The organism is Streptomyces sp. NBC_01515 (genome assembly GCF_045040345.1).
In the GTDB taxonomy this organism is placed as follows: Bacteria; Actinomycetota; Actinomycetes; order Streptomycetales; family Streptomycetaceae; genus Streptomyces.
In genome coordinates this window covers 8210064-8236336 of the sequence record NZ_CP109416.1, presented here as the reverse complement: position 1 = coordinate 8236336, position 26273 = coordinate 8210064, and the positions used below count along the sequence as shown (strand labels likewise).

The 26273-nt window shown below is 70.4% G+C and carries 21 protein-coding genes and 1 riboswitch; of the genes, 9 read left to right on the top strand and 12 right to left on the bottom strand.

Annotated features, from left to right (window positions below; genetic code table 11):
• Positions 1–82 precede the first annotated feature (82 nt).
• Complete coding sequence (locus tag OG407_RS37250; RefSeq protein WP_405864053.1) at positions 83–2938, bottom strand: GNAT family N-acetyltransferase; 2856 nt, start codon at positions 2936–2938, stop codon at positions 83–85.
• Positions 2939–3127: 189 nt separating this feature from the next.
• Here OG407_RS37250 and OG407_RS37245 point away from each other — a divergent pair, with 189 nt between their 5' ends.
• Positions 3128–3409 carry an HPr family phosphocarrier protein gene (locus OG407_RS37245; RefSeq protein WP_013000229.1) on the top strand — a complete coding sequence of 94 codons (282 nt, stop codon included), beginning with the start codon at positions 3128–3130 and terminating at the stop codon, positions 3407–3409.
• Between the two features lie 221 nt (positions 3410–3630).
• On the opposite strand, the gene OG407_RS37240 is transcribed toward OG407_RS37245, so the two are convergent.
• From OG407_RS37240 to OG407_RS37225, 4 genes are all read right to left on the bottom strand, one after another.
• The gene (locus tag OG407_RS37240) at positions 3631–4335 is read right to left on the bottom strand and encodes a GntR family transcriptional regulator (RefSeq protein WP_405864051.1); all 705 of its coding nucleotides are present in this window, start codon (positions 4333–4335) and stop codon (positions 3631–3633) included.
• A gap of 188 nt (positions 4336–4523) precedes the next feature.
• Positions 4524–5279 carry a M23 family metallopeptidase gene (locus OG407_RS37235; RefSeq protein WP_405864049.1) on the bottom strand — a complete coding sequence of 252 codons (756 nt, stop codon included), beginning with the start codon at positions 5277–5279 and terminating at the stop codon, positions 4524–4526.
• A gap of 13 nt (positions 5280–5292) precedes the next feature.
• Positions 5293–5452: riboswitch (cyclic di-AMP (ydaO/yuaA leader) on the bottom strand.
• 214 nt (positions 5453–5666) lie between these two features.
• A complete protein-coding gene (locus OG407_RS37230; RefSeq protein ID WP_405864047.1) occupies positions 5667–7055 on the bottom strand; it encodes a M16 family metallopeptidase in 1389 nt (462 codons plus the stop codon).
• The gene (locus OG407_RS37225; RefSeq protein ID WP_405864045.1) at positions 7052–8407 is read right to left on the bottom strand and encodes a M16 family metallopeptidase; all 1356 of its coding nucleotides are present in this window, start codon (positions 8405–8407) and stop codon (positions 7052–7054) included. The genes OG407_RS37230 and OG407_RS37225 overlap by 4 nt, the downstream gene beginning before the upstream one ends.
• A gap of 327 nt (positions 8408–8734) precedes the next feature.
• Between OG407_RS37225 and OG407_RS37220 the strand changes: the two genes are divergently transcribed.
• Positions 8735–11191 carry a DNA topoisomerase (ATP-hydrolyzing) subunit A gene (locus OG407_RS37220; RefSeq protein WP_405864043.1) on the top strand — a complete coding sequence of 819 codons (2457 nt, stop codon included), beginning with the start codon at positions 8735–8737 and terminating at the stop codon, positions 11189–11191.
• Between the two features lie 10 nt (positions 11192–11201).
• Here OG407_RS37220 and OG407_RS37215 read toward each other — a convergent pair whose 3' ends face one another.
• Positions 11202–12269, bottom strand: a complete 1068-nt coding sequence (locus tag OG407_RS37215) for a CobW family GTP-binding protein (protein ID WP_405868820.1) — start codon at positions 12267–12269, stop codon at positions 11202–11204.
• Positions 12270–13132: 863 nt separating this feature from the next.
• On the opposite strand from OG407_RS37215, the gene OG407_RS37210 reads away from it, so the two are divergent.
• Both OG407_RS37210 and OG407_RS37205 read left to right on the top strand, forming a co-directional pair.
• On the top strand, positions 13133–13639 hold the full coding sequence (locus OG407_RS37210; protein ID WP_405864041.1) for a DUF6082 family protein: 507 nt from the start codon (positions 13133–13135) through the stop codon (positions 13637–13639).
• A 308-nt stretch (positions 13640–13947) separates the two neighbouring features.
• Entirely contained in the window at positions 13948–14184 is a 237-nt protein-coding gene (locus tag OG407_RS37205; RefSeq protein ID WP_403584229.1) for a hypothetical protein, read from the top strand.
• Between the two features lie 111 nt (positions 14185–14295).
• On the opposite strand, the gene OG407_RS37200 is transcribed toward OG407_RS37205, so the two are convergent.
• Entirely contained in the window at positions 14296–15474 is a 1179-nt protein-coding gene (locus OG407_RS37200; protein ID WP_405864039.1) for a citrate synthase/methylcitrate synthase, read from the bottom strand.
• Positions 15475–15572: 98 nt separating this feature from the next.
• On the opposite strand from OG407_RS37200, the gene OG407_RS37195 reads away from it, so the two are divergent.
• The 4 genes from OG407_RS37195 to OG407_RS37180 all read left to right on the top strand — a co-directional run bounded on the left by OG407_RS37195 (position 15573) and on the right by OG407_RS37180 (position 20306).
• The gene (locus OG407_RS37195; RefSeq protein ID WP_405864037.1) at positions 15573–16829 is read left to right on the top strand and encodes a citrate/2-methylcitrate synthase; all 1257 of its coding nucleotides are present in this window, start codon (positions 15573–15575) and stop codon (positions 16827–16829) included.
• A gap of 54 nt (positions 16830–16883) precedes the next feature.
• Positions 16884–17822, top strand: a complete 939-nt coding sequence (locus tag OG407_RS37190) for a sucrase ferredoxin (RefSeq protein WP_405864035.1) — start codon at positions 16884–16886, stop codon at positions 17820–17822.
• A 127-nt stretch (positions 17823–17949) separates the two neighbouring features.
• Positions 17950–19629 carry an ATP-binding protein gene (locus OG407_RS37185; RefSeq protein WP_405864033.1) on the top strand — a complete coding sequence of 560 codons (1680 nt, stop codon included), beginning with the start codon at positions 17950–17952 and terminating at the stop codon, positions 19627–19629.
• On the top strand, positions 19626–20306 hold the full coding sequence (locus OG407_RS37180; protein ID WP_393753292.1) for a response regulator: 681 nt from the start codon (positions 19626–19628) through the stop codon (positions 20304–20306). The genes OG407_RS37185 and OG407_RS37180 overlap by 4 nt, the downstream gene beginning before the upstream one ends.
• A 71-nt stretch (positions 20307–20377) precedes the next feature.
• Here OG407_RS37180 and OG407_RS37175 read toward each other — a convergent pair whose 3' ends face one another.
• From OG407_RS37175 to OG407_RS37165, 3 genes are all read right to left on the bottom strand, one after another.
• Positions 20378–21439, bottom strand: coding sequence for an ABC transporter substrate-binding protein (locus tag OG407_RS37175; protein ID WP_405864031.1), 1062 nt, complete (start codon positions 21437–21439; stop codon positions 20378–20380).
• 77 nt (positions 21440–21516) lie between these two features.
• A complete protein-coding gene (locus OG407_RS37170; RefSeq protein WP_405864029.1) occupies positions 21517–22395 on the bottom strand; it encodes an ABC transporter permease in 879 nt (292 codons plus the stop codon).
• Positions 22385–23200 (bottom strand): ABC transporter ATP-binding protein, encoded by an 816-nt coding sequence (locus OG407_RS37165; RefSeq protein ID WP_033283983.1) that lies wholly within the window; start codon positions 23198–23200, stop codon positions 22385–22387. The genes OG407_RS37170 and OG407_RS37165 overlap by 11 nt, the downstream gene beginning before the upstream one ends.
• A 159-nt stretch (positions 23201–23359) precedes the next feature.
• Here OG407_RS37165 and OG407_RS37160 point away from each other — a divergent pair, with 159 nt between their 5' ends.
• Positions 23360–24052, top strand: a complete 693-nt coding sequence (locus tag OG407_RS37160) for a response regulator (RefSeq protein WP_403584209.1) — start codon at positions 23360–23362, stop codon at positions 24050–24052.
• A 48-nt stretch (positions 24053–24100) separates the two neighbouring features.
• On the opposite strand, the gene OG407_RS37155 is transcribed toward OG407_RS37160, so the two are convergent.
• Both OG407_RS37155 and OG407_RS37150 read right to left on the bottom strand, forming a co-directional pair.
• Entirely contained in the window at positions 24101–25693 is a 1593-nt protein-coding gene (locus OG407_RS37155; RefSeq protein WP_329349195.1) for a cation acetate symporter, read from the bottom strand.
• Positions 25690–26250 carry a DUF485 domain-containing protein gene (locus OG407_RS37150; protein ID WP_328678038.1) on the bottom strand — a complete coding sequence of 187 codons (561 nt, stop codon included), beginning with the start codon at positions 26248–26250 and terminating at the stop codon, positions 25690–25692. The genes OG407_RS37155 and OG407_RS37150 overlap by 4 nt, the downstream gene beginning before the upstream one ends.
• Positions 26251–26273 lie beyond the last annotated feature (23 nt).

Sequence of the window (26273 nt, the reverse complement as noted above, 5' to 3'; positions counted from 1 at the left end):
GAGCACGGTCTCGTCACAGCTGTCTCAGTACACGGGACCGGTGCGCGGGAAGCTTCCGCCGGCGCATCCGTCAGCACATCTGTCAGTACACGGGAAGCGTCCTCGGGCCGAGGTCGTCGCGGGCGGGCGGCGGGGACAGGCGGACGGAGGCGCCGAGCACGCTGAGTCCGTGCGCGGCCACGACGACCGGCTCCAGGGTCACGGCGACGACCTCGGGATGGTCGTCGACCAGCCGCGACACCCTCAGCATCAGCTCCTCCAGGGCAGGCGTGTCGACCGGCGTGGAGCCGCGCCAGCCGAACAGGAGCGGCGCCGTCCGGATCGACCGGATCAACGACCCGGCCTCCCGGTCCGTGACCGGAATCAGCCGGTGCGCGGTGTCCCCGAGCAACTGCGAGGCGGCTCCGGCGAGCCCGAACGACAGCACGGCCCCGGCCGCCGGATCGATGACGGCCCGTACGACGGTGTCGACCCCGCGCGGCGCCATCCGCTGCACGACCGGCCGCAGTTCCTCGGGCTTCCCGAACAACTCGCCCAACTCTGCGTACGCCCGCCGCAGTTGGTCCTCGTCCGCGAGATCCAGTCGTACGCCGCCCAGGTCGGCCCGGTGTCGCAGGTGCGGGGCGGTGGCCTTGAGGGCGACCGGGTAGCCGAGGGTGCGGGCGGCCTCGGCGGCGGCGTCCGGGGTGGGCGCGGGCAGCGCGCGGTGGACGTCGACGCCGTACTTCCCGAGCAGTTCGCACGTCTCGTCGACGCCGAGCGTGAGGCCCTGCCCGCGCGCGAGGAGGCCGCCGATCAGTCCGGCTGAGCCCTTCTCGTCGATGTCCTCGAACTCGGGCACCCGGCCCGGGTCGGTGGCCTCGCGCCGCCACTGCGCGTACTTCACGGCTTCGGCGAGGGCCCGGACGGCGCGCTCGGCGGCGGGGAAGGCGGGGATCAGGCCACCGCCTTCGGGGGCGGGCATCGCGGTGACGGACCGCTCCGGTTCTACGGCGCTCCGTCGGGGTGGTCCTTGCGCGGGGCGGGACCGGTCGGCGCCCCCCTCGGCATCGGGCGCCTTGGCAGCGACCTGTGGTGCCGTGCTCATCGCGGCGGACAGCGCTTCGGCCAGCCCGCCGAGCTCCACGTGCACCACCAGCACCGGCTTCCCGGGAACCGCCGCCGCGGCGGAGCGCAGCGCCTCCGCCAGCGCCGCGTCCTCCGCCGGCCCCTCCCCCACCGCGGGGATCGCGGTCACGACCACCGCGTCGCACGAGTCGTCGGCGAGCGCGCCCGACAGGGCCCGGTGGAAGTCCGCCGCCGTCGCCGCGGTCGTCAGGTCCACCGGCGGCGACGGCCGCAACCCCTCGGAGAGGCAGGCGTCGTAGGTCAGCAGTCCGAGCGACTCGGAGTTCCCGACGATCGCCACCCGGGGCCCGCCGGGCAGTGGCTGGCGCGCCAGGAGCAGCCCCGTGTCGACCAGTTCGGTGATCGTCTCGACGCGGATCACCCCGGCCTGGCGCAGCAGCGCGGACACCGTCGCGTGGGGCAGTCGCGTCGCCCGGACCGCGTGTCCCTGGGGAGCGGATCCCGCGCCCTGGACGACGACCAGCGGTTTGGCCGCAGCGGTGCGCCGGGCGAGGCGGGTGAACTTGCGGGGGTTGCCGATGGACTCCAGGTACATGAGGGCGACGTCGGTGTCGGGGTCGTCGTACCAGTACTGAAGGACGTCGTTGCCGGACACGTCCGCGCGGTTGCCGGACGACACGAAGGTGGAGACGCCGGTGACTCCGGTGACCCCGCCGCCGCGCCGGTGCAGGCGGGACAGCAGGGCGATGCCGATGGCGCCGGACTGGGCGAAGAGCCCTATGCGTCCGGGGCGCGGCATCTCGGGGGCGAGGGACGCGTTCAGCCGTACGTCGGCTGCGGTGTTGATGACCCCGAAGGCGTTCGGCCCGATGATGCGCATGCCGTACGTGCGCGCGTGGCGCACGAGTTCGCGCTGACGCTCGCGTCCCTCGGGGCCGCTCTCGGCGTACCCGGCGGTGACCACGACGAGCCCCTGCACCCCGTGTTCGCCGCACTCGGTGACGACTTCGGGGACGTGCTCGACCGGGACGGCGACGACGGCGAGGTCCACGGGGCCCTCGATGTCGCGCACCGAGCGGTACGCCGGCACCCCGTCGAGGTCCTTCCGCTCCTCGGGGAACGCCTTGTTCACGGCGTACAGGCCGCCGGTGAACCCGGCGTCCCTGATGTTGTCGAGAACGCTGCGGCCCACCCCTCCGGGGGAACGACCGACACCGACGACGGCGACCGAGCCGGGCACCAACAGCCGCCGTACGGACCGCGCTTCGGCGCGCTGCTCCCGCGCGCGCTGCACGGCGAGGGACCTGTCGGTGGGTTCGAGGTCAAACTCCAGACGTACGACGCCGTCCTCGAAGCTGCGCTTCTGGGTGTAGCCGGCGTCCGTGAACACCTTGATCATCTTGTTGTTGGCGGGCAGCACCTCGGCGGCGAAGCGGCGGATGCCGCGCTCGCGGGCGACGGCCGCGATGTGCTCCAGGAGGGCGGAGGCGACGCCCCTCCCCTGGTGCGCGTCCTGCACCAGGAAGGCGACCTCGGCCTCGTCGGCCGGGGCGGTGGCGGCACGCCCGTCGGCACTAATGCGGTCATAGCGTACGGTGGCGATGAACTCGCCGCCGACGGTGGCCGCGAGTCCCACCCGGTCCACAAAGTCGTGGTGCGTGAAGCGGTGGACATCCTTGGCGGACAGGCGCGGATACGGCGCGAAGAAGCGGTAGTACTTCGACTCGTCGGAGACCTGCTCGTAGAAGCTGACCAGGCGATCGGCGTCGTCGACGGTGATGGGCCTGACGCGCGCGGTACCCCCGTCGCGCAGCACCACGTCGGCTTCCCAGTGGGCGGGGTACTCGTGCCGGTCCGACGAGGTCTGCATGGGGCCCAGCGTACGGCTCGCGTCTGACAACGGCGCGAGGCAGTCTGTGGGGAACAACAGAGCACGGGAAGTCGGGCCGAGGCCGCGGTCCGACGACTCGCTCCGGACGGTCCACGGGACCGGTCCGGGCTCGCTTCACGTGTGGGAAACTGGTCTAGACAACCCTGAGACTCTGAAGGGCAGCATCACATGGCTGAGCGCCGCGTCAACGTCGGCTGGGCGGAGGGCCTTCACGCCCGCCCCGCCTCCATCTTCGTCCGGGCCACCACGGCCTCGGGTATCCCCGTGACGATCGCCAAGGCCGACGGCAACCCCGTCAACGCGGCCTCCATGCTCGCGGTTCTGGGCCTGGGCGCCCAGGGCGGCGAGGAGATCGTCCTCGCGTCCGACGCCGAGGGCGCGGACGCGGCCCTCGACCGACTGGCGAAGCTGGTCGCGGAGGGTCTCGAAGAACTCCCCGAGACCGTCTGAGGCACGCCTCCCTCTGCGCCTGAACCGGCGCCGCTCTCGCGGAGGTGGTTGCGCGCCGCGGGGATTCCTCAATTGATGGTTGCGGTGCTTTTCGCCGCAAAACGCTGTACGCAACCTCGAAGGGCTCGTCCGAATTACCGGGCGAGCCCTTCGCAATTCCACTTGCGGGCAGCATAAATAATCCCCCGCGAATTAGTCTCTCTTTGTATACGGCGCCCGTGTTAATGCCGCAGACCCGACATGTTTACGGGAGGTTGCGAAGTCCTCACACGATCCGTTCCGTTCGCGCCGTTCGCCCCGCCGGGAAAGCGCAGCCGGTGCGCGGTGCCCGCGCGCTCGGTGTGCAGGGCGGTGATCGCCCGGGCGCGCTCGCCGTCGCCGCGGGCCACGGCGTCCACGATGGCCCCGTGCTCGGCCCAGGACTCGACGGGGTTGGCCGGGGCGTCCACCGCGTACATCCAGGCGATCTTGTGCCGCAGCTGGGTCAGCATCGAGGTCAGCGCAGGGCTCCCGGAGGCCTGTGCCAGCGTCTCGTGGAACCAGCTGCCCAGGGAGCGCAGATCCTCGCTGTTGCCTCGCCTGGCGCGCTCCTGGCCCAGCCTGACGAGGCCGCGCAGCACCTTGAGGTGGGCCTCGGTGCGCCGCTGGGCGGCCCGCGAGGCGCCGAGCGGCTCCAGCAGCATCCGCATCTCCAGCAGGTCGGCGGCCTCCTGCTCGGTCGGTTCCGCGACGCACGCGCCCGCGTGCCGCCGGGTCACGACGAACCCCTCGGCCTCCAGCGTGCGCAGGGCCTCCCGGACGGGGACGCGCGAGACCCCGTACCGGCGCGCGAGGAGTTCCTCCGTGAGCCGGCTGCCGCGCTCGTAGACACCGGCGACGATGTCGTCCCGGATCGCCGTGCATACCGAGTGCGCCGGAATACGCATGTCCGACCTCCGCCTTAATCCCCGTGAAACGTCGACGATTGACGTGTGTTCCGTGACTCTATTGCAATGAGCGGGAATTTCCGATGGCGGGCCGGAATCCATGGATATTTTTTGGACAGGAGGGCTCCGGAAACGCCGAAAGCCCCGGCCGGGCGGGCCAGGGCTTCGGGAAGTGCGGCGGTGCGTCGTCAGACGTTCACACCGTGCTTGCGGAGGTAGGCGACGGGGTCGACGTCGGAGCCGTACTCGGCGGTCGTGCGGGCCTCGAAGTGGAGGTGCGGTCCGGTGACGTTGCCGGTCGCCCCGGAGAGGCCGATCTGCTCGCCCGGAGTGACCGTCTGGCCGACGGAGACACCGATGGACGACAGGTGGCCGTACATGGTGTACATGCCGTCGGCCATCTTGATCACTACTTGATTGCCGTACGAGCCGCCCCAGCCCGCGTCGACGACGGTGCCGGAGCCGACCGCGTGCACGGAGGTGCCGGTCGAGGCGTGGAAGTCGATGCCGGTGTGGGCACCGGAGGACCAGAGGGAACCGCCGGTCTTGTAGCCGGTGGAGACGTACGAGCCGGTGACCGGTGCGACGAAGGTGTTGAGCTTCTTGCGCTCGGCGGCGCGGGCAGCGCGTACCTCGGCCGCGCGCTCCGCCTTGGCCAGTGCGGCGGCCTGGGCGCGGGCCTCTTCCTTGGCGGCCTGCTCGGCCGCGGCCTGCTGCTGGGCGGCGGCCTGGGCGTCGATCTTCTCGGCGACGGCGTCGCCCATGGCGATGACGGGGGTGAGGCCGGTCTGTTCCACGGCGGGTTCCGCGGCGAACGCGGGGGCGCTCGCGAGGGTGCCGACGACGCCGGTGGTGGTGAGGGCCGCGACACTCGCGACGCGAACGGTGGTGCGGTGGGTCCGGCTCGGGCGACGGTGCTTCCCGGTGGCGCGGGTGAACGCCATGAAGTGGGTGGTCCTTTCCTTCCTTCTCGCCTACCGGGTTAGCTGACGGGTTCGGAGCAGGAAGGTCTCCTACGGACCCCCTCGCTCCGCGCGCGGGCGTCCGATTCACCCCAGGGACATGGGTCCCCGGCTCCCCTGGCTCGCGCCGTACGGGGACTCGGCGATGACTGTCCGGTGCCGCGAGTGCGGCGCGGTGCCTGACGGACAGCCGGACCGACGCTAAGGGGGGCCACTTTCAATCCCCAAACGGATCACGGTTTTTGTTGCACATGCCACAGGGCAGACAGGCAACCTCTCCCCCAATTCGGACAATAGGGGGCCCTGGTGACTCTTCAGTCACCAGGGCCCCCACGCGCGCGTGCCGCTGTTCGGCTCGCTACGGGTCGTCTACTCGGCCGGGACGACGGTCACTTCGCCGATGCCGAGAGCCTCCACGGGCTCCTTGATCTGCTCCGCGTCGCCGACCAGGATCGTCACCAGACGGTCCACCGGGAAGGCGTTCACGACCGCCGCCGTGGCCTCCACGGTGCCGGTCGCGGCGAGCTGCTGGTACAGCGTCGCCTGGTAGTCGTCGGGCAGGTGCTGCTCGACCTGGTCGGCCAGCGTGCTCGCGACGGCCGCGGCGGTCTCGTACTTGAGCGGCGCCACTCCGACGAGGTTCTGTACGGCGATGTCCCGCTCGGCGTCGGTGAGTCCGCCCTCGGCGAGCTTGCGGAGCACCGTCCACAGGTCGTCCAGCGCGGGACCCGTGTTCGGGGTGTCCACGGAGCCGCTGATGGCGAGCATCGAGGCGCCCGTGCCGTCGGGTGCCGAACGCAGCACCTGGCCGAACGCGCGCACACCGTAGGTGTAGCCCTTCTCCTCACGCAGGACGCGGTCCAGGCGGGAGGTGAGGGTACCGCCGAGGCAGTACGTGCCGAGCACCTGCGCGGGCCACACGCGGTCGTGCCGGTCGGCGCCGACGCGGCCGATGAGCAACTGGGTCTGGACGGCGCCGGGACGGTGCACGATCACGACGCGCCCGGTGTCGTCGGCGGTCACCGGCGGCACGGGACGCGGCTGCGCGGCGGAACCCGTCCACGAGCCCAGAGTGTCGGCCAGGAGCGCGTCCAGGTCGATGCCGGTGAGGTCGCCGACGACCACGGCGGTGGCCGTCGCGGGCCGGACGTGCCGGTCGTAGAAGGCGCGTACGGCCCCGGAGTCGATCTTCTGGACGGTCTCCTCGGTGCCCTGGCGCGGACGCGACATGCGCGAGGTCGCCGGGAACAGCTCCTTGGAGAGCTCCTTGGCCGCGCGGCGGGACGGGTTGGCCGTCTCGTGCGGGATCTCGTCGAGGCGGTTGCGGACCAGCCGCTCGACCTCGCTGTCCGCGAAGGCGGGCGCCCTGAGCGCGTCGGACAGCAGACCGAGGCCCTTGGCCAGGCGCGAGGCCGGGACCTCCAGGCTCAGGCGCAGCCCGGGGTGGTCGGCGTGCGCGTCGAGGGTGGCGCCGGAGCGCTCCAGCTCGGCGGCGAACTCCTCGGCGGAGTGCTTGTCGGTGCCCTCGGAGAAGGCCCGCGCGGTGATCGTGGCGACACCGTCCAGGCCGGCCGGTTCGGCCTCCAGGGGTGCGTCAAGGAGCACCTCGACGGCGACGACCTGCTGGCCGGGGCGGTGGCAGCGCAGCACGGTCAGGCCGTTGCCGAGCGTCCCGCGCTCCGGGGCCGGGAAGGCCCACGGCCGGGCCTCGCCGGCCTGGGGCTGCGGGTGGAATTCCATCGTGGCGAGCTCGGTCACTTGGCCGCCTCCTCGTTCTCGTCGCCGGCCTCTGCTTCGTCATCCTCGTCCGCGAGCGGCTCGTAGACGAGCACCGCGCGGTTGTCGGGGCGCAGACGGGCCTTGGCGACCTCCTGCACCTCCTCCGCCGTCACGTCGAGGACGCGCTGTACGGCGGTCAGGGCGAGCTGCGGGTCACCGAACAGGACGGCGTACCGGCACAGTTCGTCGGCGCGGCCCGCGACCGTGCCGAGCCGGTCCAGCCACTCGCGCTCCAACTGGGCCTGGGCGCGCTCCATTTCCTCGGCGGTGGGGCCCTCCTCGGCGAACCGGGCGAGCTCCTCGTCGATGGCGGCCTCGATGACCGGCACCTCGACGTCCCCGGACGTCTTGACGTCCAGCCACCCCAAGGAGGGGGCCCCGGCCAGCCGCAGCAGACCGAAGCCGGCGGCAACAGCCGTACGGTCGCGTCGTACAAGGCGGTTGTAGAGGAGCGAGGACTCGCCGCCGCCGAGGATGGTGAGGGCGAGGTCGGCCGCGTCGGACGCGCGCGTGCCGTCGTTCGGCAGGCGGTAGGCGCACATCAGGGCGCGGGCCGGGACCTCCTCCTCGACGACCTCGCGCAGTTGACCGCCGATCACCTCGGGCAGCGTGCCGTCGCGGGGCTCGGGCTTGCCGTCGTGCGACGCGATGGACCCGAAGTACTTCTCGATCCAGGCGAGCGTCTGCTCGGGGTCGATGTCGCCGACCACGGACAGGACCGCGTTGTTGGGCGCGTAGTAGGTGCGGAAGAACGCGCGCGCGTCCTCCAGGGTGGCCGCGTCCAGGTCCGCCATCGAGCCGATGGGCGTGTGGTGGTAGGGGTGGCCCTCCGGGTAGGCGAGGGCGGTCAGCTTCTCGAACGCTGTCCCGTAGGGCACGTTGTCGTAGCGCTGGCGGCGCTCGTTCTTGACGACGTCCCGCTGGTTCTCCATGGACTCCTCGTCCAGGGCGGCCAGCAGGGAGCCCATGCGGTCGGCCTCCAGCCAGAGCGCGAGCTCCAACTGGTGGGTGGGCATGGTCTCGAAGTAGTTCGTGCGCTCGAAGCTGGTGGTGCCGTTGAGCGAACCGCCCGCGCCCTGCACCAGCTCGAAGTGACCGTTGCCCTTCACCTGTCCGGAGCCCTGGAACATCAGGTGCTCGAAGAGGTGAGCCAGGCCGGTACGCCCCTTGACCTCGTGGCGGGAACCGACGTCGTACCAGAGGCACACCGCCGCGACCGGGGTCAGGTGGTCCTCGGAGAGGACCACGCGCAGACCGTTGGCCAAGCGGTGTTCGGTCGCTGTCAGACCGCCGGACCCTGCCTCGGCGGTGGCCGTGTGACCCATGGGCATGTACGTCCCTTCGATCGCGGATTCTCTGGCTGGAACCGCAGAAATCCTGCTCGTCCCGCCACTGTATGCAAGCGTGCGGACCGTCGGCGAAGTTCCCGGCGGACGTACGCCGAGAGCGAGATCGCGTAGCCTGCGGGCAGTCGCACACGTGGACTCACGCGGCAGCCGCCGGCGACGGACCCGAGCGGGCAACGCCGGGTCCTGGTCCGCGTTGTCAGTGCCGCGGTCCACAATGGTTCACGTCAAGACCCCGTTCACGCTTCAGCAAGAGTGAGCCGAAGGGGAGCGACCCCCAGGCGAGCGACCAGAAAAGAGGAGCCGGCAGCGATGGCCCGCCGCAGCACGAAGACCCCGCCGCCCGACGACTCGTTCGAGGAGCGGATCCTCGACATCGACGTCGTCGACGAGATGCAGGGCTCCTACCTTGAGTACGCGTACTCGGTCATCTACTCCCGAGCCCTGCCGGACGCCCGGGACGGCCTGAAGCCGGTCCACCGACGAATCGTCTACCAGATGGACGAGATGGGCCTGCGCCCCGACCGGGGATACGTCAAGTGTGCTCGTGTCGTCGGTGAGGTGATGGGCAAGCTGCACCCGCACGGGGACGCGTCGATCTACGACGCCCTGGTGCGCATGGCCCAGCCCTTCTCCATGCGCGTGCCGCTGGCCGACGGCCACGGCAACTTCGGCTCGCTGGGCAACGACGACCCGCCGGCCGCCATGCGGTACACGGAGTGCCGGCCGTCCGAAGCGGCCAACCTGATGACCGAGTCGATCGACGAGGACACGGTCGACTTCACCCCGAACTACGACGGCCAGGAGCGGGAGCCGGTGGCCCTGCCCGCCGCCTTCCCGAACCTCCTGGTGAACGGCTCGTCGGGCATCGCGGTCGGCATGGCCACCAACATGCCGCCGCACAACCTGGGCGAAGTCATCGCGGCCGCCCGGCACTTGATCCGCTATCCGAACGCGGACCTGGACACCCTGATGCGGCACGTCCCGGGCCCCGACCTGCCGACGGGCGGCCGGATCGTCGGCCTCACCGGCATCCGGGACGCGTACGAGACGGGCCGCGGCACCTTCAAGATCCGCGCCACGGTCGCCGTGGACAACGTGACGGCGCGCCGCAAGGGCATCATCGTCACCGAACTGCCCTTCTCCGTAGGCCCCGAGAAGGTGATCGCCAAGATCAAGGACCTGGTCGGCGCGAAGAAGCTGCAGGGCATCGCCGACGTCAAGGACCTCACCGACCGTGCACACGGCCTGCGCCTGGTCATCGAGGTCAAGAACGGCTTCGTGCCGGAAGCGGTCCTGGAGCAGCTCTACAAGCTGACGCCGATGGAGGAGTCCTTCGGCATCAACAACGTTGCCCTGGTGGACGGCCAGCCCCTCACCCTGGGCCTCAAGGAACTCCTGGAGGTCTATCTCGACCACCGCTTCGACGTCGTACGGCGCCGCAGCGAGTTCCGCCGCACCAAGCGGCGCGACCGCCTCCACCTGGTGGAGGGTCTGCTCACCGCGCTCATCGACATCGATGAGGTCATCCGGCTCATCCGCTCCAGCGACAACTCGGCGCAGGCGAAGCAGAGCCTGATGGAGCGCTTCTCCCTGTCGGACATCCAGACGCAGTACATCCTGGACACCCCGCTGCGCCGCCTCACCCGGTTCGACCGGATCGAGCTGGAGTCGGAGATGGAGCGACTCACCGCGGAGATCGCGGAGTTGACCGTCATCCTGGAGTCGGACACCGAGCTGCGCAAGCTGGTCTCGACCGAACTGGCCGCGGTGGCAAAGAAGTTCGGCACCGACCGGCGTACGGTCCTGCTGGAGTCGGCGGGCGCCCCCGCCGCCACCGTGCCGCTCCAGGTGGCCGACGACCCGTGCCGGGTACTGCTCTCCTCGACGGGGCTGCTGGCCCGCACGGCGAACGGCGAGCCCTTCCCGGAGGACTCCGAGGCCCGGCGCACCAAGCACGACGTGATCGTCTCGGCGGTCCCGGCGACGGCCCGCGGCGAGCTGGGCGCGGTCACCTCGGCCGGCCGCCTCCTGCGGATCAACGTCGTAGACCTCCCCCAGCTCCCGGAGACGGCCGCCGCGCCGAACCTCTCCGGCGGCGCCCCGATCTCGGAGTTCGTCTCCCTGGACGAGGGCGAGACGGTCATCTGCCTGACGACCCTCGACGAGTCCTCCCCCGGCCTGGCCATCGGCACGGAGCAGGGCGTCGTCAAGCGCGTGGTCCCCGACTACCCCACGAACAAGGAGGAGTTGGAGGTCATCACGCTCAAGGACGGCGACCGGATCGTCGGCGCCGTCGAGTTGCGCACCGGCGACGAGGACCTGGTCTTCATCGCGGACGACGCCCAACTGCTGCGCTACCAGGCCGCCCAGGTGCGCCCCCAGGGCCGCGCGGCCGGCGGCATGGCGGGCATCAAACTCACCGAGGGCGCGAAGGTCATCTCCTTCACGGCCGTCGACCCCGCCGTGGACGCGGTCGTCTTCACGGTCGCGGGCTCGCGCGGCACGCTCGACGACTCCGTCCAGACGACGGCCAAGCTGACCCCGTTCGACCAGTACCCCCGCAAGGGCCGAGCCACCGGCGGCGTCCGCTGCCAGCGCTTCCTGAAGGGCGAGGACTGCCTGTCCCTGGCCTGGACGGGCGCCGTACCGGCCAAGGCAGCACAACGGGACGGCACACCGGCGGAACTCCCGGAGATGGACCCGCGCCGCGACGGCTCGGGCGTGTCGCTCGCGAAGACGGTGTCGGTGGTGGCGGGGCCGGTGTAACCCCGGCCCCTCAGGCCTCCGGTCCCGGCTCCTCGTCGGACTCCGGCTCCTGGTCCGGTTCTTGTACGTAGCGCAGGACGCCCCACATGCCGTGTTCGTCGGCGTGTGGGGCGTCCTGCTTGCACGCCTCCAACTCCTTGCCGAGGGCGGGCATGTCGAGGCCGGTGCCGATGAGCACGAGCTGGGTCAGCCGGGTGTCGCCGCTCGCCCAGGGCTCCGGATAGAACCTCAAGAAGCGTCCTACGGCGTGCACGGCGTACCGGTTGCGCAGATCGTGGGCGCCGAAGTCGACGTACCCCTTGATGCGGTAGAGCCCCTCGGGCCTGCTGTCCAGGAACGCCATCAGCCGTCGCGGGTCCATGGGCATGTCGTCGGAGGCGAAGGAGAGGCTGTCGTAGGCGGTGTGCAAGTGGTCGGCGTGCGCGTCGTGTTCGTCCTGCTCCGCACCGGCGGGGTCGTGCAGGTCGTCGAAGGTCAGCTGCCCGACGCGCTCCTCGTTCGGCCGGCAGTCGAAGAGGAACTCCGGGTCGATACGGCCGTAGGTGGCGGGCACGACGGCGGCACGGTCGGTGAGCGAGCGGACCAGTCCGAGGACGCGCGGGGCGTCGACCGCCCGGTCCAGCTTGTTGACGACGACGAGGTCGGCGAGGGAGAGATGCCGGTCGATCTCGGGGTGCTTCGCGCGCGTGTCGTCGAACTCGGCGGCGTCGACGACCTCGACGAGCCCGCCGTAGACGATCCCCGGGTGCTCGCTGGCGAGCAGCATCCGCACCAGCTCCTCCGGTTCGGCGAGCCCGCTGGCCTCGATGACGATGACGTCGATACCGGCGGAGGGCCGGGCGAGCCGCTCCAGATAGACGTCGAGTTCACTGGCGTCCACGGCACAGCACAGGCACCCGTTCCCGAGCGACACGGTCGAGTCCCCGAGCGCCCCGGCCACGGCCAGCGCGTCGATCTCGATCGCCCCGAAGTCGTTGACGATCGCTCCGATACGGCTGCCTCCGCTGCGGTGGAGGAGGTGATTGAGGAGCGTGGTCTTGCCGGAGCCGAGGAAGCCGGCGAGGACGAGGACGGGGATCTGGTGGGGGTTCGGGGGTGGGGTTGGATCCGGGGAAGGGGTCGGGGCGGGGGGCGCGGCCGGGGTCGGGGTCCGGGTCGGGATCGGGATCGGGGCCAGGATCGAGGCCGGATCCGGGGCCGGGACCGGGACCGAGGTCGAGGCCGGGACCGAGGCCGGGACCCGGATCGGGGTCGGGATCGAGGCCGGGGTCTGGATCGGGGACGGGACCGAGGCCGGGGTCTGGATCGGGGACGGGACCGAGGTCGAGGCCAAGGTCGGGTCCGGGGCCGGGGCCGAGGTCGGGATCGGGGTCGGGGTCGAGGTCGGGATCGGGGTCGGGGTCGAGGTCAGGGTCAGGTCCGGGACAGGAGCCGAGGTCGGGTCCGAGGTGGGGTCCGAGGTCGAGTCCGAGGCGGGAACCACAGTCGAATTCCGGCTCGGTACCGGAGTCGTGGCCGCGCTCGGAACCGAGGTTGCGGGCAGGCTCGGATCCGTACTCGGGACCGACGCCGGTTCGGTGCTCTGGCTCGGGCTTGCGCTCGGGCTCTGCTGGCTCAACGTGCGACCTCTTTCACGCCGACGCGTGCACCGGCTCGCGGTCCGGCACACGTACGGAGGTTGAATGCCGCCCCAGGATACGAGCCGGAAGAATCGCCGCGAAGTGAACGATTGTTAGCAGCGCTTGCGGGGCAGACGTTGGGGAAGGCGCCGGTTCGTGCGACCCTCGCTTCCCTCCGTGCGCCTCCTCTCCGCCTCCCTGCCGATCAGAGCCGCTCGGCACTCTGGGAGACGGCAAGCGCCGCCCATCGCTCGCCGGTCCCCATCAGTCGACCCGCACCCCGACGACCGGCGGACGGCCGCCTGATTCGGGGGTTGTTGACATGGCCACACAGAACGTGGGGATACAGGGGCTCAGTTCAGCCGTCAAAGCGAGGATCGCCGGCATGATCGCGTCCCTTGCCGGGCCGACCTCGCGCCATCGGCGCGAAGCAGCTCTCGCCGAACAGCATCGGCTCCACTTCGCCCTCCTGTGCAAAGCCATGGACGACCCCGCCCTGGCAGGCGTCCTCAATACGTACGAGACCGAGGTGCCGCCCGAGAAGCAGCGTCAGTACCTCTTCGCGAACGCCCTTTACGCGAACGCCCTCTACTACCACCGCATCGGCGCCCTGACCCTGCCTGAACTTCACGGCCATCTCCGGGTCATGTGCCAGAACCAGGTCTTCCGCGAGTACTGGGCAGCGACGAAGCACCACAGGAAGAGCCTGCCCGACTCATCGGAGGAGGCCGGGCTCGGCCGCATCATGGACGACCTGATCCAGGAACTCGACGACTCGGACACCGACGAGTGGTGGGTCGTCGGAGAGACACCAGGCGATTCGCCCTGACACCAACCGGTTCACCCTGGCCCAGGGCAGGACACCGGCGCCCCGGAAACCGATCCGTCAAGAGAAGGCGACAGGTTTCACCTCATTGCTTGCCCCCAAGTGACCCACCACCACCCCCACTGTCGCTATCTTGTCACCTGGCCCTCTCCGGGCACTCCGACGAACACCCTTCACGCTCGGAGACGTACATGCTCCGGCGCCACACCTGCCTGGGCGCCGCCACGCTCGGAGGCTTTCCCTCCCTCCGAGCCACAAGGAGCCACACTCGGAGAATTTTCGTTCACTCCGAGTAAGGGTGGTAACTCTCAGTGAGAATCGTGCGACGTGTCGGGGCCTCGCCTCGCGAGCGAGGCAGCGCCACGGGCCAGACTTGCCCCGACATCTTCGAGCTCAGCAACGGCGACTTCGCCGTCATTGGGCGCGAAGCGACTGCGGAACTCGACTCCGAGCTCCCTCCTGACGCCGCACGTGCCGATTACGAGCGCATCGTCGTGATCAGTCGCGAGACCCTCGTACGGGCAAAACGGGATATCCCCAGCGCCTGACGCCTCCGACCACCAAGGCACGTCTCTCCCTCTGGTCACACAGAGAAACCGCACACACAGAGAACCCGGCACCCCGCGGTGCCGGGCCTCACTCCTGGCCGTTTCACGAAGTCAACTCATGAGCGGCACCGCCACCGGTGCCTCGGTCCCCACGTACCGCGCGACCGGCCGGATGATCTTCGAGTCCTCCGCCTGCTCCACCATGTTCGCGCTCCACCCCACCACCCGCGCAGCCGCGAACGTGGGAGTGAACATCTCCCGCGGCAGCCCGCACAGTTCCATGACCAGCCCCGCGTAGAACTCGACGTTGGTGTGCAGCTCACGGCCCGGCTTGAGTTCCGCGAGGATGGCCTCCACCTGGCGCTCGACCTCGACGGCGAACTCGACCCGGGGTCCGCCGAACTGCTGGGCGACCTCGCGCAGCATCCTCGAACGGGGGTCCTCCGTGCGGTAGATCGCGTGGCCGAAGCCCATGATGCGGTCCCCGGCGAGGACGCGTTCGCGGATCCAGGGGTCGATACGGTCCGGGGTTCCGATCGCGTCCAGGGTGTCCAGGGCACGGCTGGGCGCACCCCCGTGCAGCGGACCCGAGAGCGCCCCCACGGCCCCGACCAGACAGGCCGCCACATCCGCCCCCGTCGACGCGATGACCCGCGCGGTGAAGGTTGACGCATTGAATCCGTGGTCAATGGTTGAGATCAAGTATTGCTCGATCGCCCTGGCCTGCTGCTTGTCCGGTTCCGAACCGGTCAGCATGTAGAGGTAGTTGGCCGCGTAGGAGAGGTCGTCGCGCGGCTCCACGGGGTCGAGTCCCCGACCCAGCCGGTACAGCGCGGTCAGCAGTGTCGGTACGGCCGCGGACGCCACGAGGGTGTCCCTACGGCGCGCGTCCGCGTCGATGTCGTACACCGGCCGGAAGCCCTTCGCGGCACCGAGCAGCGACAGCGCCGTACGCATCCCGGACAACGGCCCCGACAGGGACCCGGACGTCCCGCTCGCCGCCGCCACCGCGGGCAGCGCGGCCCGCACCTCGTCCGGCAACGGGCGCAGCGCCGCGGTCTCGGCAGCGAAGGCCGCGCTCTGCTCCGCGTCCGGCAGTTCGCCGTAGGCGAGGAGATGCCAGACGTCCTCGAAGCCGCGGGTCTGCGCGAGTTCGACGGCGGAGTAGTGGCGGTAGTGGTAGAAGCCCTCGATCCCCCGGACGTCACCGATTCGGGTGTCGGTGACGACGACGCCCGCGAGTCCCCGCGGAACCTCGATACGCGTGGCTGCGGCCCTGTTGATGGACATGTTTCCTCCCTGGACTTGATTCAAATGTCCATGGTTGACTCAATCTCTGTCAATATTGATTGAATCAATGTATGCAAGGGGTGGATACCGTGGCCTCCATGCGCGATCAAGAAACCGCTCCTGGTCACCCCGAGCGACGGCTGAGCACCAAGGAGACCGCCGAACTGCTCGGCGTGAAGCCGGACACCGTGTACGCCTACGTGAGTCGCGGGCAGCTGAGCAGCAGGCGCGAGCCCGGAGGGCGGGGCAGCACCTTCGACGCCAAGGAGGTGGAGGGGCTTGCGCGGCGCAACAGGCGGGAGAGCAGCGGGAGTTCGGGGTCCGGGGGCGAGCTGTCCGTGCGGACCCGGATCACGCTCATCGAGAAGGACCGGTACTACTTCCGGGGCGTCGACGCGACCGAGCTGGCCGCGCGCCACTCCTACGAGGAGATCGCCGAGTGGCTGTGGACCGGGGAGTTGCGCCCCGGGATCACGTTCACCGCGCCCAAGGAAGCCGTCGCCGTCGCCCGTCGCGCCGTCGACGCGCTGCCGGAACACACGGGCCCCACCGACCGGTTGCGGGTCGCGGCCATCGCGGCGGCGACCGCGGACCCGCTGCGCTTCGACCTGTCCGAGGACGCCGTGCTCGGCACCGCGCGCATCCTCATCCCCACCCTCGTAGCGGCCCTGCCACCGGTACGGCGTGCCCATCGCGACGCGGGTCCGCTGGCCCACCGCCTGTGGGCACGGCTGAGCGGTCGGCCTGCTGACGAGGCGTCACTGCACGTCCTGGACACGGCACTTGGGCTGCTCGTGGACCACGACCTGGCCGCCTCGACGCTCGCGGTGCGCGTCGCCGCCTCGGCCCGCGCACACCCGTACGCGGCCGTCTCCTCCGGCCTGGGAGTCCTCGAAGGCCCCCTGCACGGCGCCGCCAGCGGCCTGGCGCACCGACTGCTGCTCGACGTGCTCGACCAGGGCACCGCCGCCCCGGTGGTCGCGGACGAACTCCGCGCCGGCCGCCGTATTCCCGGACTCGGCCACCGGCTCTACCCGGGCGAAGACCCACGCGCGCGTGCCCTGTTCGCCCTCCTGAAGGAGATCCCGGGCGCCGCACCCGCTCTCGCCGCGGCCCGCGACATCGTCGCCACCACCGCCCGCCACACCCCGCTGCACGCCAACGTCGACCTGGCGCTCGCCGTGCTCACCGTCTCCTCCGGGATGCCCTCCACGGCGGGTGAGACGATCTTCGCCGTCGCCCGTACGGCGGGGTGGATCGCGCACGCCCTGGAGGAGTACGGGGAGCGCCCGCTGCGCATGCGGCCGAGCGGTCACTACGTAGGCCCCAGGCCGCCTCAACCACTACCGGAGTAGGACGCGAGCGCGGCCGGAAGTCGCCCTGGGCCAAGTCAGGTTAGGCTCACCTCTGTGAGTACGTGCGCGACCGTCTCTCGGGACCTCGACGAGCCCATTTCCGGAACCGCGGCCACGGCGACGACGTGGCTGCTGCTGGAACAGCCCGGCCCTTGGGGTGCCAAAGCGCTCACTTCGAGCCACCTGGACCCCGCGCTGGGGCGTGCCCTGGAAGCCGCCGCCGCGAACACGGGCGTACGGATCGCGCTCATCCGGCGCCCCGGGCGGCACGCCGACCCAGCGGCGTCGCCGGTGCGCCATGTGTACGCGGCCCACACCGTTCCCGGGAACGTATGGCTGCACAGCGCCACGACCGAGGACCCGGGGCAGCTGCTCGCCCTCGACTTCGCCGCCCTCGGCGCGGGCGACCCGCGCTCGTTCGGCTCGGCGCTCGGCGGACAAGCCCACACCGGTGACCCGCTCGCGCTCGTCTGCACCAACGGCAAGCGCGACCGCTGCTGCGCGCTCCTCGGCCGTCCTCTCGCCGCCGAACTGGCCGCCTCCGGGGTCGAGGGCGCCTGGGAGGTCACCCATCTGGGCGGTCACCGCTTCTCGCCGACGGTGCTCGTCCTGCCGTACGGCTACGCGTACGGGCGGGTCCAGGCCCACGGCATCAAGGAGATCCTCCAGGGCGTCCAGGAGGGCCGTGTGGTCGTCGAGGGCTGCCGGGGCGGCTCGGCCTGGGAACGGCCCGGACAGGCGGCGGAGCTGGCCGTGCGGACGGCGGCGGGCGAGTACGCGGTGGACGCCCTGAGCGTCGTACGGACGGACGGCGGCGCACCGCGCTGGGAGGTGACCGTCGCGCACGCCGACGGACGCCACTGGCGCGTGATCGTCGCCCAGGGGGCCTCGCTTCCGCCCCGCCCGGAGAGCTGCGGGGCGTCGGTCCTCGGCGCACCGGCGCGGATGGACGTGGTGGCGGTGCGCGAGCTGACGACGGCGCTGGCCGGCTGACCCGCCCGCCGTACCGGTTTCCGCCGGAAAACGCCCTCTACTGGAGGCCGGTTTCCCCAAGAACTGGTCAAGAGATCCACGCCACACCCCTGGGGCAGCCCCCGCCCCGGCACGTACCGTCAGGGGTATGAGCCCCACACCCCCCGCACGCCGCCGTCGCCTCGGGCTGCCGCGGCGGGTGTTCTCCCAGGTGCTGCTGATGCAGCTGGCGATCGCCGCGGGAGTCGCGGTCCTGGCGACCGGGCTGTTCCTCGCGCCGCTGAGCAAACAGCTCGACCAGGAGGCGATGAACCGCGCCCTGGCCATCGCCCAGACCACCGCGCAGCAGCCGCAGATCATCAAGGACGTCCAGGACACCCCGCCGACCGTGGACGGACCCGTGCAGAGGGAGGCGGAGCGGATCCGCAAGGCCACCAAGGCCGAGTACGTGGTGGTGATGGACTGGCGGGGCATGCGGTGGTCGCACACGACTCCCAGCGAGATCGGCCGCTTCGTCTCGACCTCTCCCGACCAGCCCCTGGCCGGTCAGGAGGTCAAGGAGATCGACAAGGGCACCCTGGGCCGCTCGGCCCGCGGCAAGGTACCCCTGCGGGACGCCGACGGCACGGTCGTCGGGGCCGTCTCGGTGGGCATCAAGTACGACGGCGTCCGTGCGCAGCTGATCAGCGCGATCCCGGGGCTGCTGGCGTACGCCGGGGGTGCCCTCGCCGTCGGTGCGCTGGCGGCCTGGCTGATCTCCCGGCGGGTCCAGCGGCAGACCCGGGACCTGGCCTTCTCGGACATCTCGGCGCTGCTCTCGGAGCGCGAGGCGATGCTGCACGGCATCAGGGAGGGCGTCGTCGCCCTGGACCGCACCGGCCGCATAAGACTCCTGAACGACGAGGCACGACGCCTCTTGGGCATCGGCGACGAGGCGGTGGGCCGCTCCCTGGACGAGGCGCTCGGTGAGGGCCGTACGACCGATGTCCTGGCCGGCCGGGTGACCGGCACCGATCTGCTCGCCGTCCGCGGTCAGCGGGTTCTGGTCACCAACCGGATGCCCACCGACGACGGCGGCGCCGTGGCCACCTTGCGCGACCGCACCGAACTGGAGCAGCTGGGCCGGGAGTTGGACTCGACGCACGGTCTGATCGACGCCCTGCGCGCCCAGGACCACGAGCACGCCAACCGCATGCACACGCTCCTGGGGCTGCTCGAACTGGAGATGTACGACGATGCCGTCGAATTCGTCGGCGAGGTGGTCGGCGATCACAGGGCCACGGCCGAGCAGGTCACCGAGAAGATCCAGGACCCGCTGATCGCCGCCCTGTTGGTGGGCAAGGCGACCGTCGCGGCCGAGCGGGCCGTCGCCCTGTGGATCTCCGACCGGACCTGGCTGCCCGACCGGTTGATCGACCCGCGCGGGCTGGTCACGGTCGTCGGCAACCTGGTGGACAACGCGCTCGACGCCGTCGCGGGCACACCGCACGCACGCGTGGAGGTCGAGTTGCGGACGGAGGGACGTACGGCCGTGCTCCGGGTGCGTGACACGGGCCCCGGAATCCCGGAGGAACAACGGGAGTTGGTCTTCACCGAGGGCTGGTCCACGAAGAAGCCCCCGGCGCACGGCAAGCGCGGGATCGGCCTCTCCCTGGTGCGTCGGCTCGCCGAACGGCAGGGCGGCAGCGCGGTGGTGACGGAGGCGTTCGGCGGGGGTGCGGAGTTCGTGGTCGTCCTGCCGGAGGCACTGACCGAGGCGCTGACCGAGCCGGGGCTGGAACCCGCTCTCACCGCCCCCGGGGAGACCGTCGAGGAGGAGTCGCGATGATCGAGGTCCTGGTCGTGGACGACGACACCCGGGTCGCACAGGTCAACGCGGCCTACGTGGAGAAGGTGCCGGGCTTCCACGTGGCCGGCGAGGCTCACAACGCGGCTGAGGCGCTGCGCCAGTTGGAGACGCTGCCCCGCCTCGACCTGGTCCTCCTGGACCACTACCTGCCCGACGAGACGGGTCTGGCGGTCGTCCAGGAGATGCGCCGACGCGGCCACCAGACGGACGTGATCATGGTGACGGCGGCCCGGGACGTGACGACCGTCCAGGCGGCGATGCGGCAGGGCGCGCTGCAGTACCTGGTCAAGCCGTTCGCCTTCGCTGGCCTGCGCGCCAAGTTGGAGGCGTACGCGGAACTACGCCGCACGCTCGACGGCGGCGGCGAGGCCGAACAGGCCGAGGTGGACCGCATCTTCGGTGCCCTGTCGGCGCCCTCGGAGCCCGGGCTGCCCAAAGGGCACTCCCCCACCACGGCGGAACTCGTCCGCCGGTCCCTGATGAACGCCCAAGGCCCCCTGTCCGCCCAGGAGATCGCCGACCGCACCGGGGTGAGCCGGCAGACCGCCCAGCGCTATCTGAAGCTCCTGGAGCGCACCGGACGGGCCAGGCTGACGCTCAAATACGGCGACGCGGGCCGCCCGGAACACCGTTACGTGTGGGCGACCCGCGCCTGAGGGCACGGCCTGTGGGGGCGGGGGAAGGGGCCGTGCCCCTCCCTTCTTTACGGATGCCGACCGCGCGGCCGTCAGCCTGTGGCGTTCTTCACGAACTCGGTCGTGTACGTCTTGTCGAGGTCCACCTTGGCGTTCTTGATGGTGGGGTTGAACGCCTTGAGCACCTTCTCGACGGTCTCCGGGCCGTTCGCCGGCATCACGCCATCCTTGGTGAACATCGGCAGCGTGCTCTTGATCGCGGTGGAGTAGAGGAACTTGTTGCCCTGGGAGTAGTCAGCGGGCATCTTGTCGGCGATCTCGGTCGCGCTGTGGGTGGACATCCACTTGAGCGTCTTGACGAATGCATTGACCATCTTCTGCACAGTGGACTTGTGGCTGTTCACCCAGTCCGTCTGCATGTACAGACTTGACGAGGGGTACGGCCCACCGAGCGCCGCCTGCGAGCCCTCGGGCGTCCGCATGTCGACGAGGATCTTGCCGGCCTTCTTGTCGAGGATCGTGGCGACGGTCGGGTCGGTCGTCATCCCGGCGTCTATGGAGCCCTGTTGGAGCGCCGCGACGAAGGTCGGCCCCGCGCCCACGGCGACCGGGGTGAACTCGCTGACGTTGACGCCGTTCTTGACGGCGAGGTACTTGGTGAGGAAGTCGGTGGAGGAGCCGAGGCCGGTCACGCCGAGCTTCTTGCCCTTGAAGTCCTTGGCCGACTTGACCTTCCCCGCCGCCTTGGTGGAGACGACCTCGACCTCGCCGGGCGCCTGCGAGAACTGCACCACGGACTCGACCAACTTGCCCTTGACCTGCAGGTCCAGCGTGTGGTCGTAGAAGCCGACGGCTCCCTGGACCTGCCCGGAGACGAGGGCGGTCTCGACCTGGACGCCGGCCGGTTCGCTCAGCAGCTCGACGTCGAGGCCCTCGGCGTCGAAGTAACCGAGCCGCTGGGTGAGCATCGCGGGCAGGTAGATGACCTTGTCCAGGCCACCGACCATGATCTTGACCTTCACGCCCTTGCCGTCGCCCTTGCCGCCGGAGCCGGTGGAGGCGGTGCTGGCCGCGTCGTTGGCGCAGGCGGTGAGCGAGGAGAGGGCGAGCAGGCCCGAGGCGGCCAGGGCGGCATATCTGGCGGTCTTGCGCATGACGGTTCACGTCCTTGTGAGGGTGCGGTGCGGGGAGGAAGGGGTGCGTCTTCAACGGGGCTGCGGCGAGGGGCCGTTCAGCTGTCGGAGCCCGACGGCTTCCAGCGGAAGATGCGGTTCTCGGCGAAGGTGAGCAGCCCTTCGGCGACCAGGGCGACGACCGCGAGGATCACCATCGCGGCGTACACACCGGCCGCGTTGAAGGTGCCCTGGGACTGCGCGACGAGCAGGCCGATGCCCTTGGTGGCACCGATGTACTCGCCGACGATCGCGCCGATGAGGGCGAAGCCGAAGCTGACATGGAGGCTGGTGAAGATCCAGGAGGTGGCGGACGGGATGACTACCTGGAGGGTCACCCTGCGGTCGCTGGCGCCGAGGATGCGGGCGTTGGCGACGAGGTTGCGGTCGACCTCGCGAGCGCCCTGGAAGGCGTTGAAGAACACCGGGAAGAAGACGAGCACCACGGCCGACGCGACCTTGGAGGCCGGTCCGAGTCCGAACCAGATCACGAAGATCGGGGCGAGGACGATCCTCGGTATGGAGTTGAGCACCTTGATGTATGGACCAAGTATGTCGGCCATCAAGGTGATCCGGCCCAGCGCAATACCGAACACGACACCGGCGATCACACCGATGACCCAGCCGATCAACGCCTCCTGGAGCGTGGCCCAGATCTGCTCCCCCAGGGAGCCGAGCGCGGTCCCGTGCATCACCCAGGTGTAGATCTGGTCCCAGATCTTCGAGGGCATCGAGAAGTTGAACGGATCGATGACCTTGGCCCGGGAGAGCCATTCCCACAGGCCGAGAAAGGCGACCAGGAGCAGCACACGGGCCGCGCCGACGCCGACTCTGCGTTTACGTGCGGCACGCGCGCGTGAATGGGCGCGGTCGGTCTTGGCGCCGGGCTCGGACATGGACCGTACGACCTTGTCCTCGGGCATGACGTCAGGCGACATTGGCCGCACCCCTCTCGCGCGTGATGCGGACCTCTTCGCCGAGCGACTCCCAGATCTCGCGGTAGATCTCGATGAACCGCGGCTCCAGGCGCACGGATTCGACCTTGCGGGGCCGCGGCAGGTCGATGTCGAAGACCTGCTTCACGGTGGCGGGCCCGGCGGTCATCACGACGACCCTGTCGGCCAGCGCGATGGACTCCTCCAGGTCGTGGGTGACGAAGACGACCGAGGTACCGGTGCCCTCCCACAGCTCCAGGAGTTCGTCCGACATCAGGGCCCTGGTCTGTACGTCGAGCGCCGAGAACGGCTCGTCCATCAGCAGGATCTCGGGGTCGTTGACGAAGGTCGCGGCGAGCGCGACTCGCTTGCGCATACCGCCGGAGAGCTGGTGCGGATAGCGGTCCTCGAAGGCGGAGAGCCCGACCCGGGCCAGCCACTCACGCGCCTTCGCCCTGGCCTCCGCCTTCGGTACGCCGCGGAAGCGCGGGCCCGCCATGACGTTGGACAGGACCGTGCGCCAGGGGAAGGTGGCGTCCTGCTGGAAGACGAAGCCGACCTTGTCGCCGACGCCGGAGACGGGCTCCCCGGCCACCAGCACATCGCCCTCGGAGGGCTCTTCCAGCCCGCTGACGAGGGTCAGCGTGGTCGACTTGCCGCAGCCCGTGGGGCCGACGACCGCCACGAACTCGCCACGTCCGACGGTGAGATCAAGCCCCTGTACGGCCGTGTGCAGACCCCCCGACGGGGTCCTGAAGGTCTTGCTCGCGCCCCGCAGCTCGATGGCGGGGCTGGTGTCTGCGCTCATGGCCGGGACCGTAGATGTGGCGCGGACCACAGCAGCAGTCTTCTGGGCGCAAGCCGTTCTTTTGCTCGCAAGAGCCTGTTGTGCTCGTTTTGCTCGCGCTACAACTGCGGAGCCGAAACACGGGCTTAACGCTCGCCTGGCCTTGAGGAAAGAGGCCCAATGATTGACGTCATGGTCGTGGACGACGACTTCCGCGTCGCCGAGATCAACGCCAAGTACGTGGGGAAGGTTCCCGGTTTCCGGGTCGCCGCCCGCGCGCACAGCGCCGCCCAGGCGCTGGCCACCGTGGAACGCGGGACCATCGACCTGGTGCTGCTCGACCACTATCTGCCCGACCAGACGGGTCTCGAACTCGTCCATCGCATGCGGCAACAGGGCCACACGACCGACGTCATCATGATCACGGCGGCCAGTGATGTGACGACCGTGCAGCGGGCGATGCGCCTGGGCGCCCTGCACTACCTGGTCAAACCGTTCACCTTCGCCGCGCTGCGCACGCGCCTCGACTCGTACGCCGCCCTGCGCCGCACCGTCGACCGCGTCGGCGGCCGCGGCATCGCCGGCCAGGAACAGGTCGACCGCATCTTCGGCGCCCTGCGCACGACGACCGTACCGGCCTCCCCCGGCCTGCCCAGCGGCCACTCGGAACCGACCACCGACCTGATCTGCGCCGTCCTGCACAGCGCCGGCCACCCGCTCTCGGCCCACGAGGTCGCCGCCGAGACCGGCCTGAGCCGCTCGACCGCCCAGCGCTACCTACGCCACCTGGAACAGGTAGGCCGCCTCCGCCTCTCCCTCAAGTACGGCGACACGGGCCGCCCGGAACACCGCTACGCCTGGGTGGCGCCGTAGCCACGCGACAGCCGCACAGCCGCGCGTGGCTACGGCACACGGGCCCCGCTACACGGCTCCCGCCCCCGTCAGCGCCCGTACCTCGGTCTCCGCGTGCTTGGCCTCGTCCGGGACCTCCGTCGAGGTGACCGTGCCGAGCCAGCCGGCCAGGAAGCCGAGCGGGATCGAGACGAGGCCGGGGTTCTGCAGCGGGAAGAACTGGAAGTCGACGCCCGGGAACAGCGATTCGGGGCTGCCCGACACGACCGGCGACAGCAGCACGAGCACCAGTGCGGGGATCAGCCCGCCGTATACGGCCCACACGGCGCCGCGGGTCGTGAAGCCGCGCCAGAACAGCGAGTAGAGCAGCACCGGGAGGTTCGCGGAGGCGGCGACGGCGAAGGCGAGGCCCACCAGGAAGGCGACGTTGAGGTTCCTGGCGATGAGGCCGAGCCCGATCGCCGCGACCCCGATGCCGACCGCGGCGACCCGCGCCACGGCCACCTCGCTGCGCGGCTTGGCGTTCGGGCGCCGCAGTGACGCGTACAGGTCGTGCGCCACGGATGCCGAGGAAGCCAGGGTGATCCCGGCCACCACCGCGAGGATGGTGGCGAAGGCCACGGCCGCGACGATCGCGAACAGGACGGTGCCTCCGGTGGAATCGGCTCCTCCGCCGAGGTCGAGGGCGAGCAGCGGGACCGCCGTGTTCCCGGCCTCGTTCGACTTCCGAAGGGTGTCCGGTCCCACGACCGCCGCGGCGGCGAAGCCGAGGACGATCGTCATCAGGTAGAACGCGCCGATGAGCCCGATCGACCACACCACCGAACGGCGCGCGGCCCGTGCGGTCGGCACGGTGTAGAAGCGGGACAGGATGTGCGGCAGCCCGGCCGTGCCCAGCACCAGCGCGAGGCCCAGGCTGATGAAGTCGAACCGCGCGGTCCAGTCCCCGCCGTACTTGAGCCCCGGCGCCAGGAAGGCGGCACCGTGACCGCTGCGCGCGGCGGCCGTGAGCAGCAGGTGGTTCAGGTTCCCGTGGAAGCGCACCAGGGTCAGCACCGTCAGCGCGATGGTGCCGCTCATCATCAGGACCGCCTTGACGATCTGGATCCAGGTGGTGGCCCGCATCCCTCCCATCGACACATAGATCACCATGAGCGCCCCGACGCCGATGACGGTCCAGGCCCGCGCGGCCGCACTCGTCCCGCCCAGCAGCAGCGAGACCAGGCTGCCCGCACCCACCATCTGCGCCACCAGATAGAGAACGGACACGGTGACCGAGGAAGTTCCCGCCGCGATCCGTACCGGTCGCTCGCTCATCCGCGCGGCGACCACGTCGGCGAGCGTGAACCGCCCGCAGTTGCGCACCAGTTCGGCGACCAGGAACAGCACCATGAGCCAGGCGACGAAGAAGCCCACCACGTACAGCAGGCCGTCGTAGCCGAACAGCGCGATGAGCCCGGTGACCCCGAGGAACGAGGCCGCGGACAGATAATCACCCGAGATGGCAAAACCATTCTCCATCGGGGAGAAGAGCCGCCCGCCCGCGTAGAACTCCTCCTCCGAACCATGCCGGTTGCGGCTCACCCAGGTGGTGATCCCGAGGGTGACCGCGATGAACGCGCTGAACAGCAGCAGCGCCAGCGTCTGATGGTTCCCGGTCACGACGTACCGCCTCGAATGCCTCGTGTCAGTTCCTGTGTGTCCCAGCGCAGTTCGAGCGCGGCCCGGTCCCTGCGCAGCCGCGCGTGCCGGGCGTAGGCCCAGGTGAGCAGGAAGGTGGTGAGGAACTGCCCCAGTCCCGCGACCATCCCCACGTTCACCGCGCCGGCCACCGGCCGGGCCATGAATCCGGGCGCCGTCGTCGCCGTCACCACATAGGCCACGTACCAGGTGAAGAAGACGACGGTGGCGGGCACCACGAACCGCAGATACCGGCCGCGCACCTCCTGGAAGGCGGCGCTGCGCTGCACCTCCCGATACACATCGCCCGCGCGGACGGCGTGGTCCGCGTCCTCCCGGCGCGCGGCGGGCACTTCGGGCGCGGGCCCGCCCGTGCCGTCCGTCTCGCCCCAGCCGGACGCGAGCGCGTCGTACCAAGGGTCGTGGTACCTCACCTTTCCGGTTGCCTCGGCGGGGGTCAGGTCATGACCTTCGTGGTTCTCGGCCGGACTCTCGTGACCACTCCCGCCACCGCGGGAACGACCGTTGCTTGACTGCATGCCCAAGGATGGACAGAACGGGA

Coding starts and splice junctions, on each gene's coding strand:
- OG407_RS37240 (WP_405864051.1), bottom strand. CDS start 4,335: ATGCGTATTCCGGCGCACTCGGTATGCACGGCGATCCGGGACGACATC.
- OG407_RS37150 (WP_328678038.1), bottom strand. CDS start 26,250: ATGCAGTCAAGCAACGGTCGTTCCCGCGGTGGCGGGAGTGGTCACGAG.
- OG407_RS37160 (WP_403584209.1), top strand. CDS start 23,360: ATGATTGACGTCATGGTCGTGGACGACGACTTCCGCGTCGCCGAGATC.
- OG407_RS37235 (WP_405864049.1), bottom strand. CDS start 5,279: ATGGCGTTCACCCGCGCCACCGGGAAGCACCGTCGCCCGAGCCGGACC.
- OG407_RS37210 (WP_405864041.1), top strand. CDS start 13,133: ATGGCCACACAGAACGTGGGGATACAGGGGCTCAGTTCAGCCGTCAAA.
- OG407_RS37200 (WP_405864039.1), bottom strand. CDS start 15,474: ATGTCCATCAACAGGGCCGCAGCCACGCGTATCGAGGTTCCGCGGGGA.
- OG407_RS37245 (WP_013000229.1), top strand. CDS start 3,128: ATGGCTGAGCGCCGCGTCAACGTCGGCTGGGCGGAGGGCCTTCACGCC.
- OG407_RS37220 (WP_405864043.1), top strand. CDS start 8,735: ATGGCCCGCCGCAGCACGAAGACCCCGCCGCCCGACGACTCGTTCGAG.
- OG407_RS37195 (WP_405864037.1), top strand. CDS start 15,573: ATGCGCGATCAAGAAACCGCTCCTGGTCACCCCGAGCGACGGCTGAGC.
- OG407_RS37180 (WP_393753292.1), top strand. CDS start 19,626: ATGATCGAGGTCCTGGTCGTGGACGACGACACCCGGGTCGCACAGGTC.
- OG407_RS37170 (WP_405864029.1), bottom strand. CDS start 22,395: ATGTCGCCTGACGTCATGCCCGAGGACAAGGTCGTACGGTCCATGTCC.
- OG407_RS37165 (WP_033283983.1), bottom strand. CDS start 23,200: ATGAGCGCAGACACCAGCCCCGCCATCGAGCTGCGGGGCGCGAGCAAG.
- OG407_RS37225 (WP_405864045.1), bottom strand. CDS start 8,407: ATGCCCATGGGTCACACGGCCACCGCCGAGGCAGGGTCCGGCGGTCTG.
- OG407_RS37250 (WP_405864053.1), bottom strand. CDS start 2,938: ATGCAGACCTCGTCGGACCGGCACGAGTACCCCGCCCACTGGGAAGCC.
- OG407_RS37185 (WP_405864033.1), top strand. CDS start 17,950: ATGAGCCCCACACCCCCCGCACGCCGCCGTCGCCTCGGGCTGCCGCGG.
- OG407_RS37175 (WP_405864031.1), bottom strand. CDS start 21,439: ATGCGCAAGACCGCCAGATATGCCGCCCTGGCCGCCTCGGGCCTGCTC.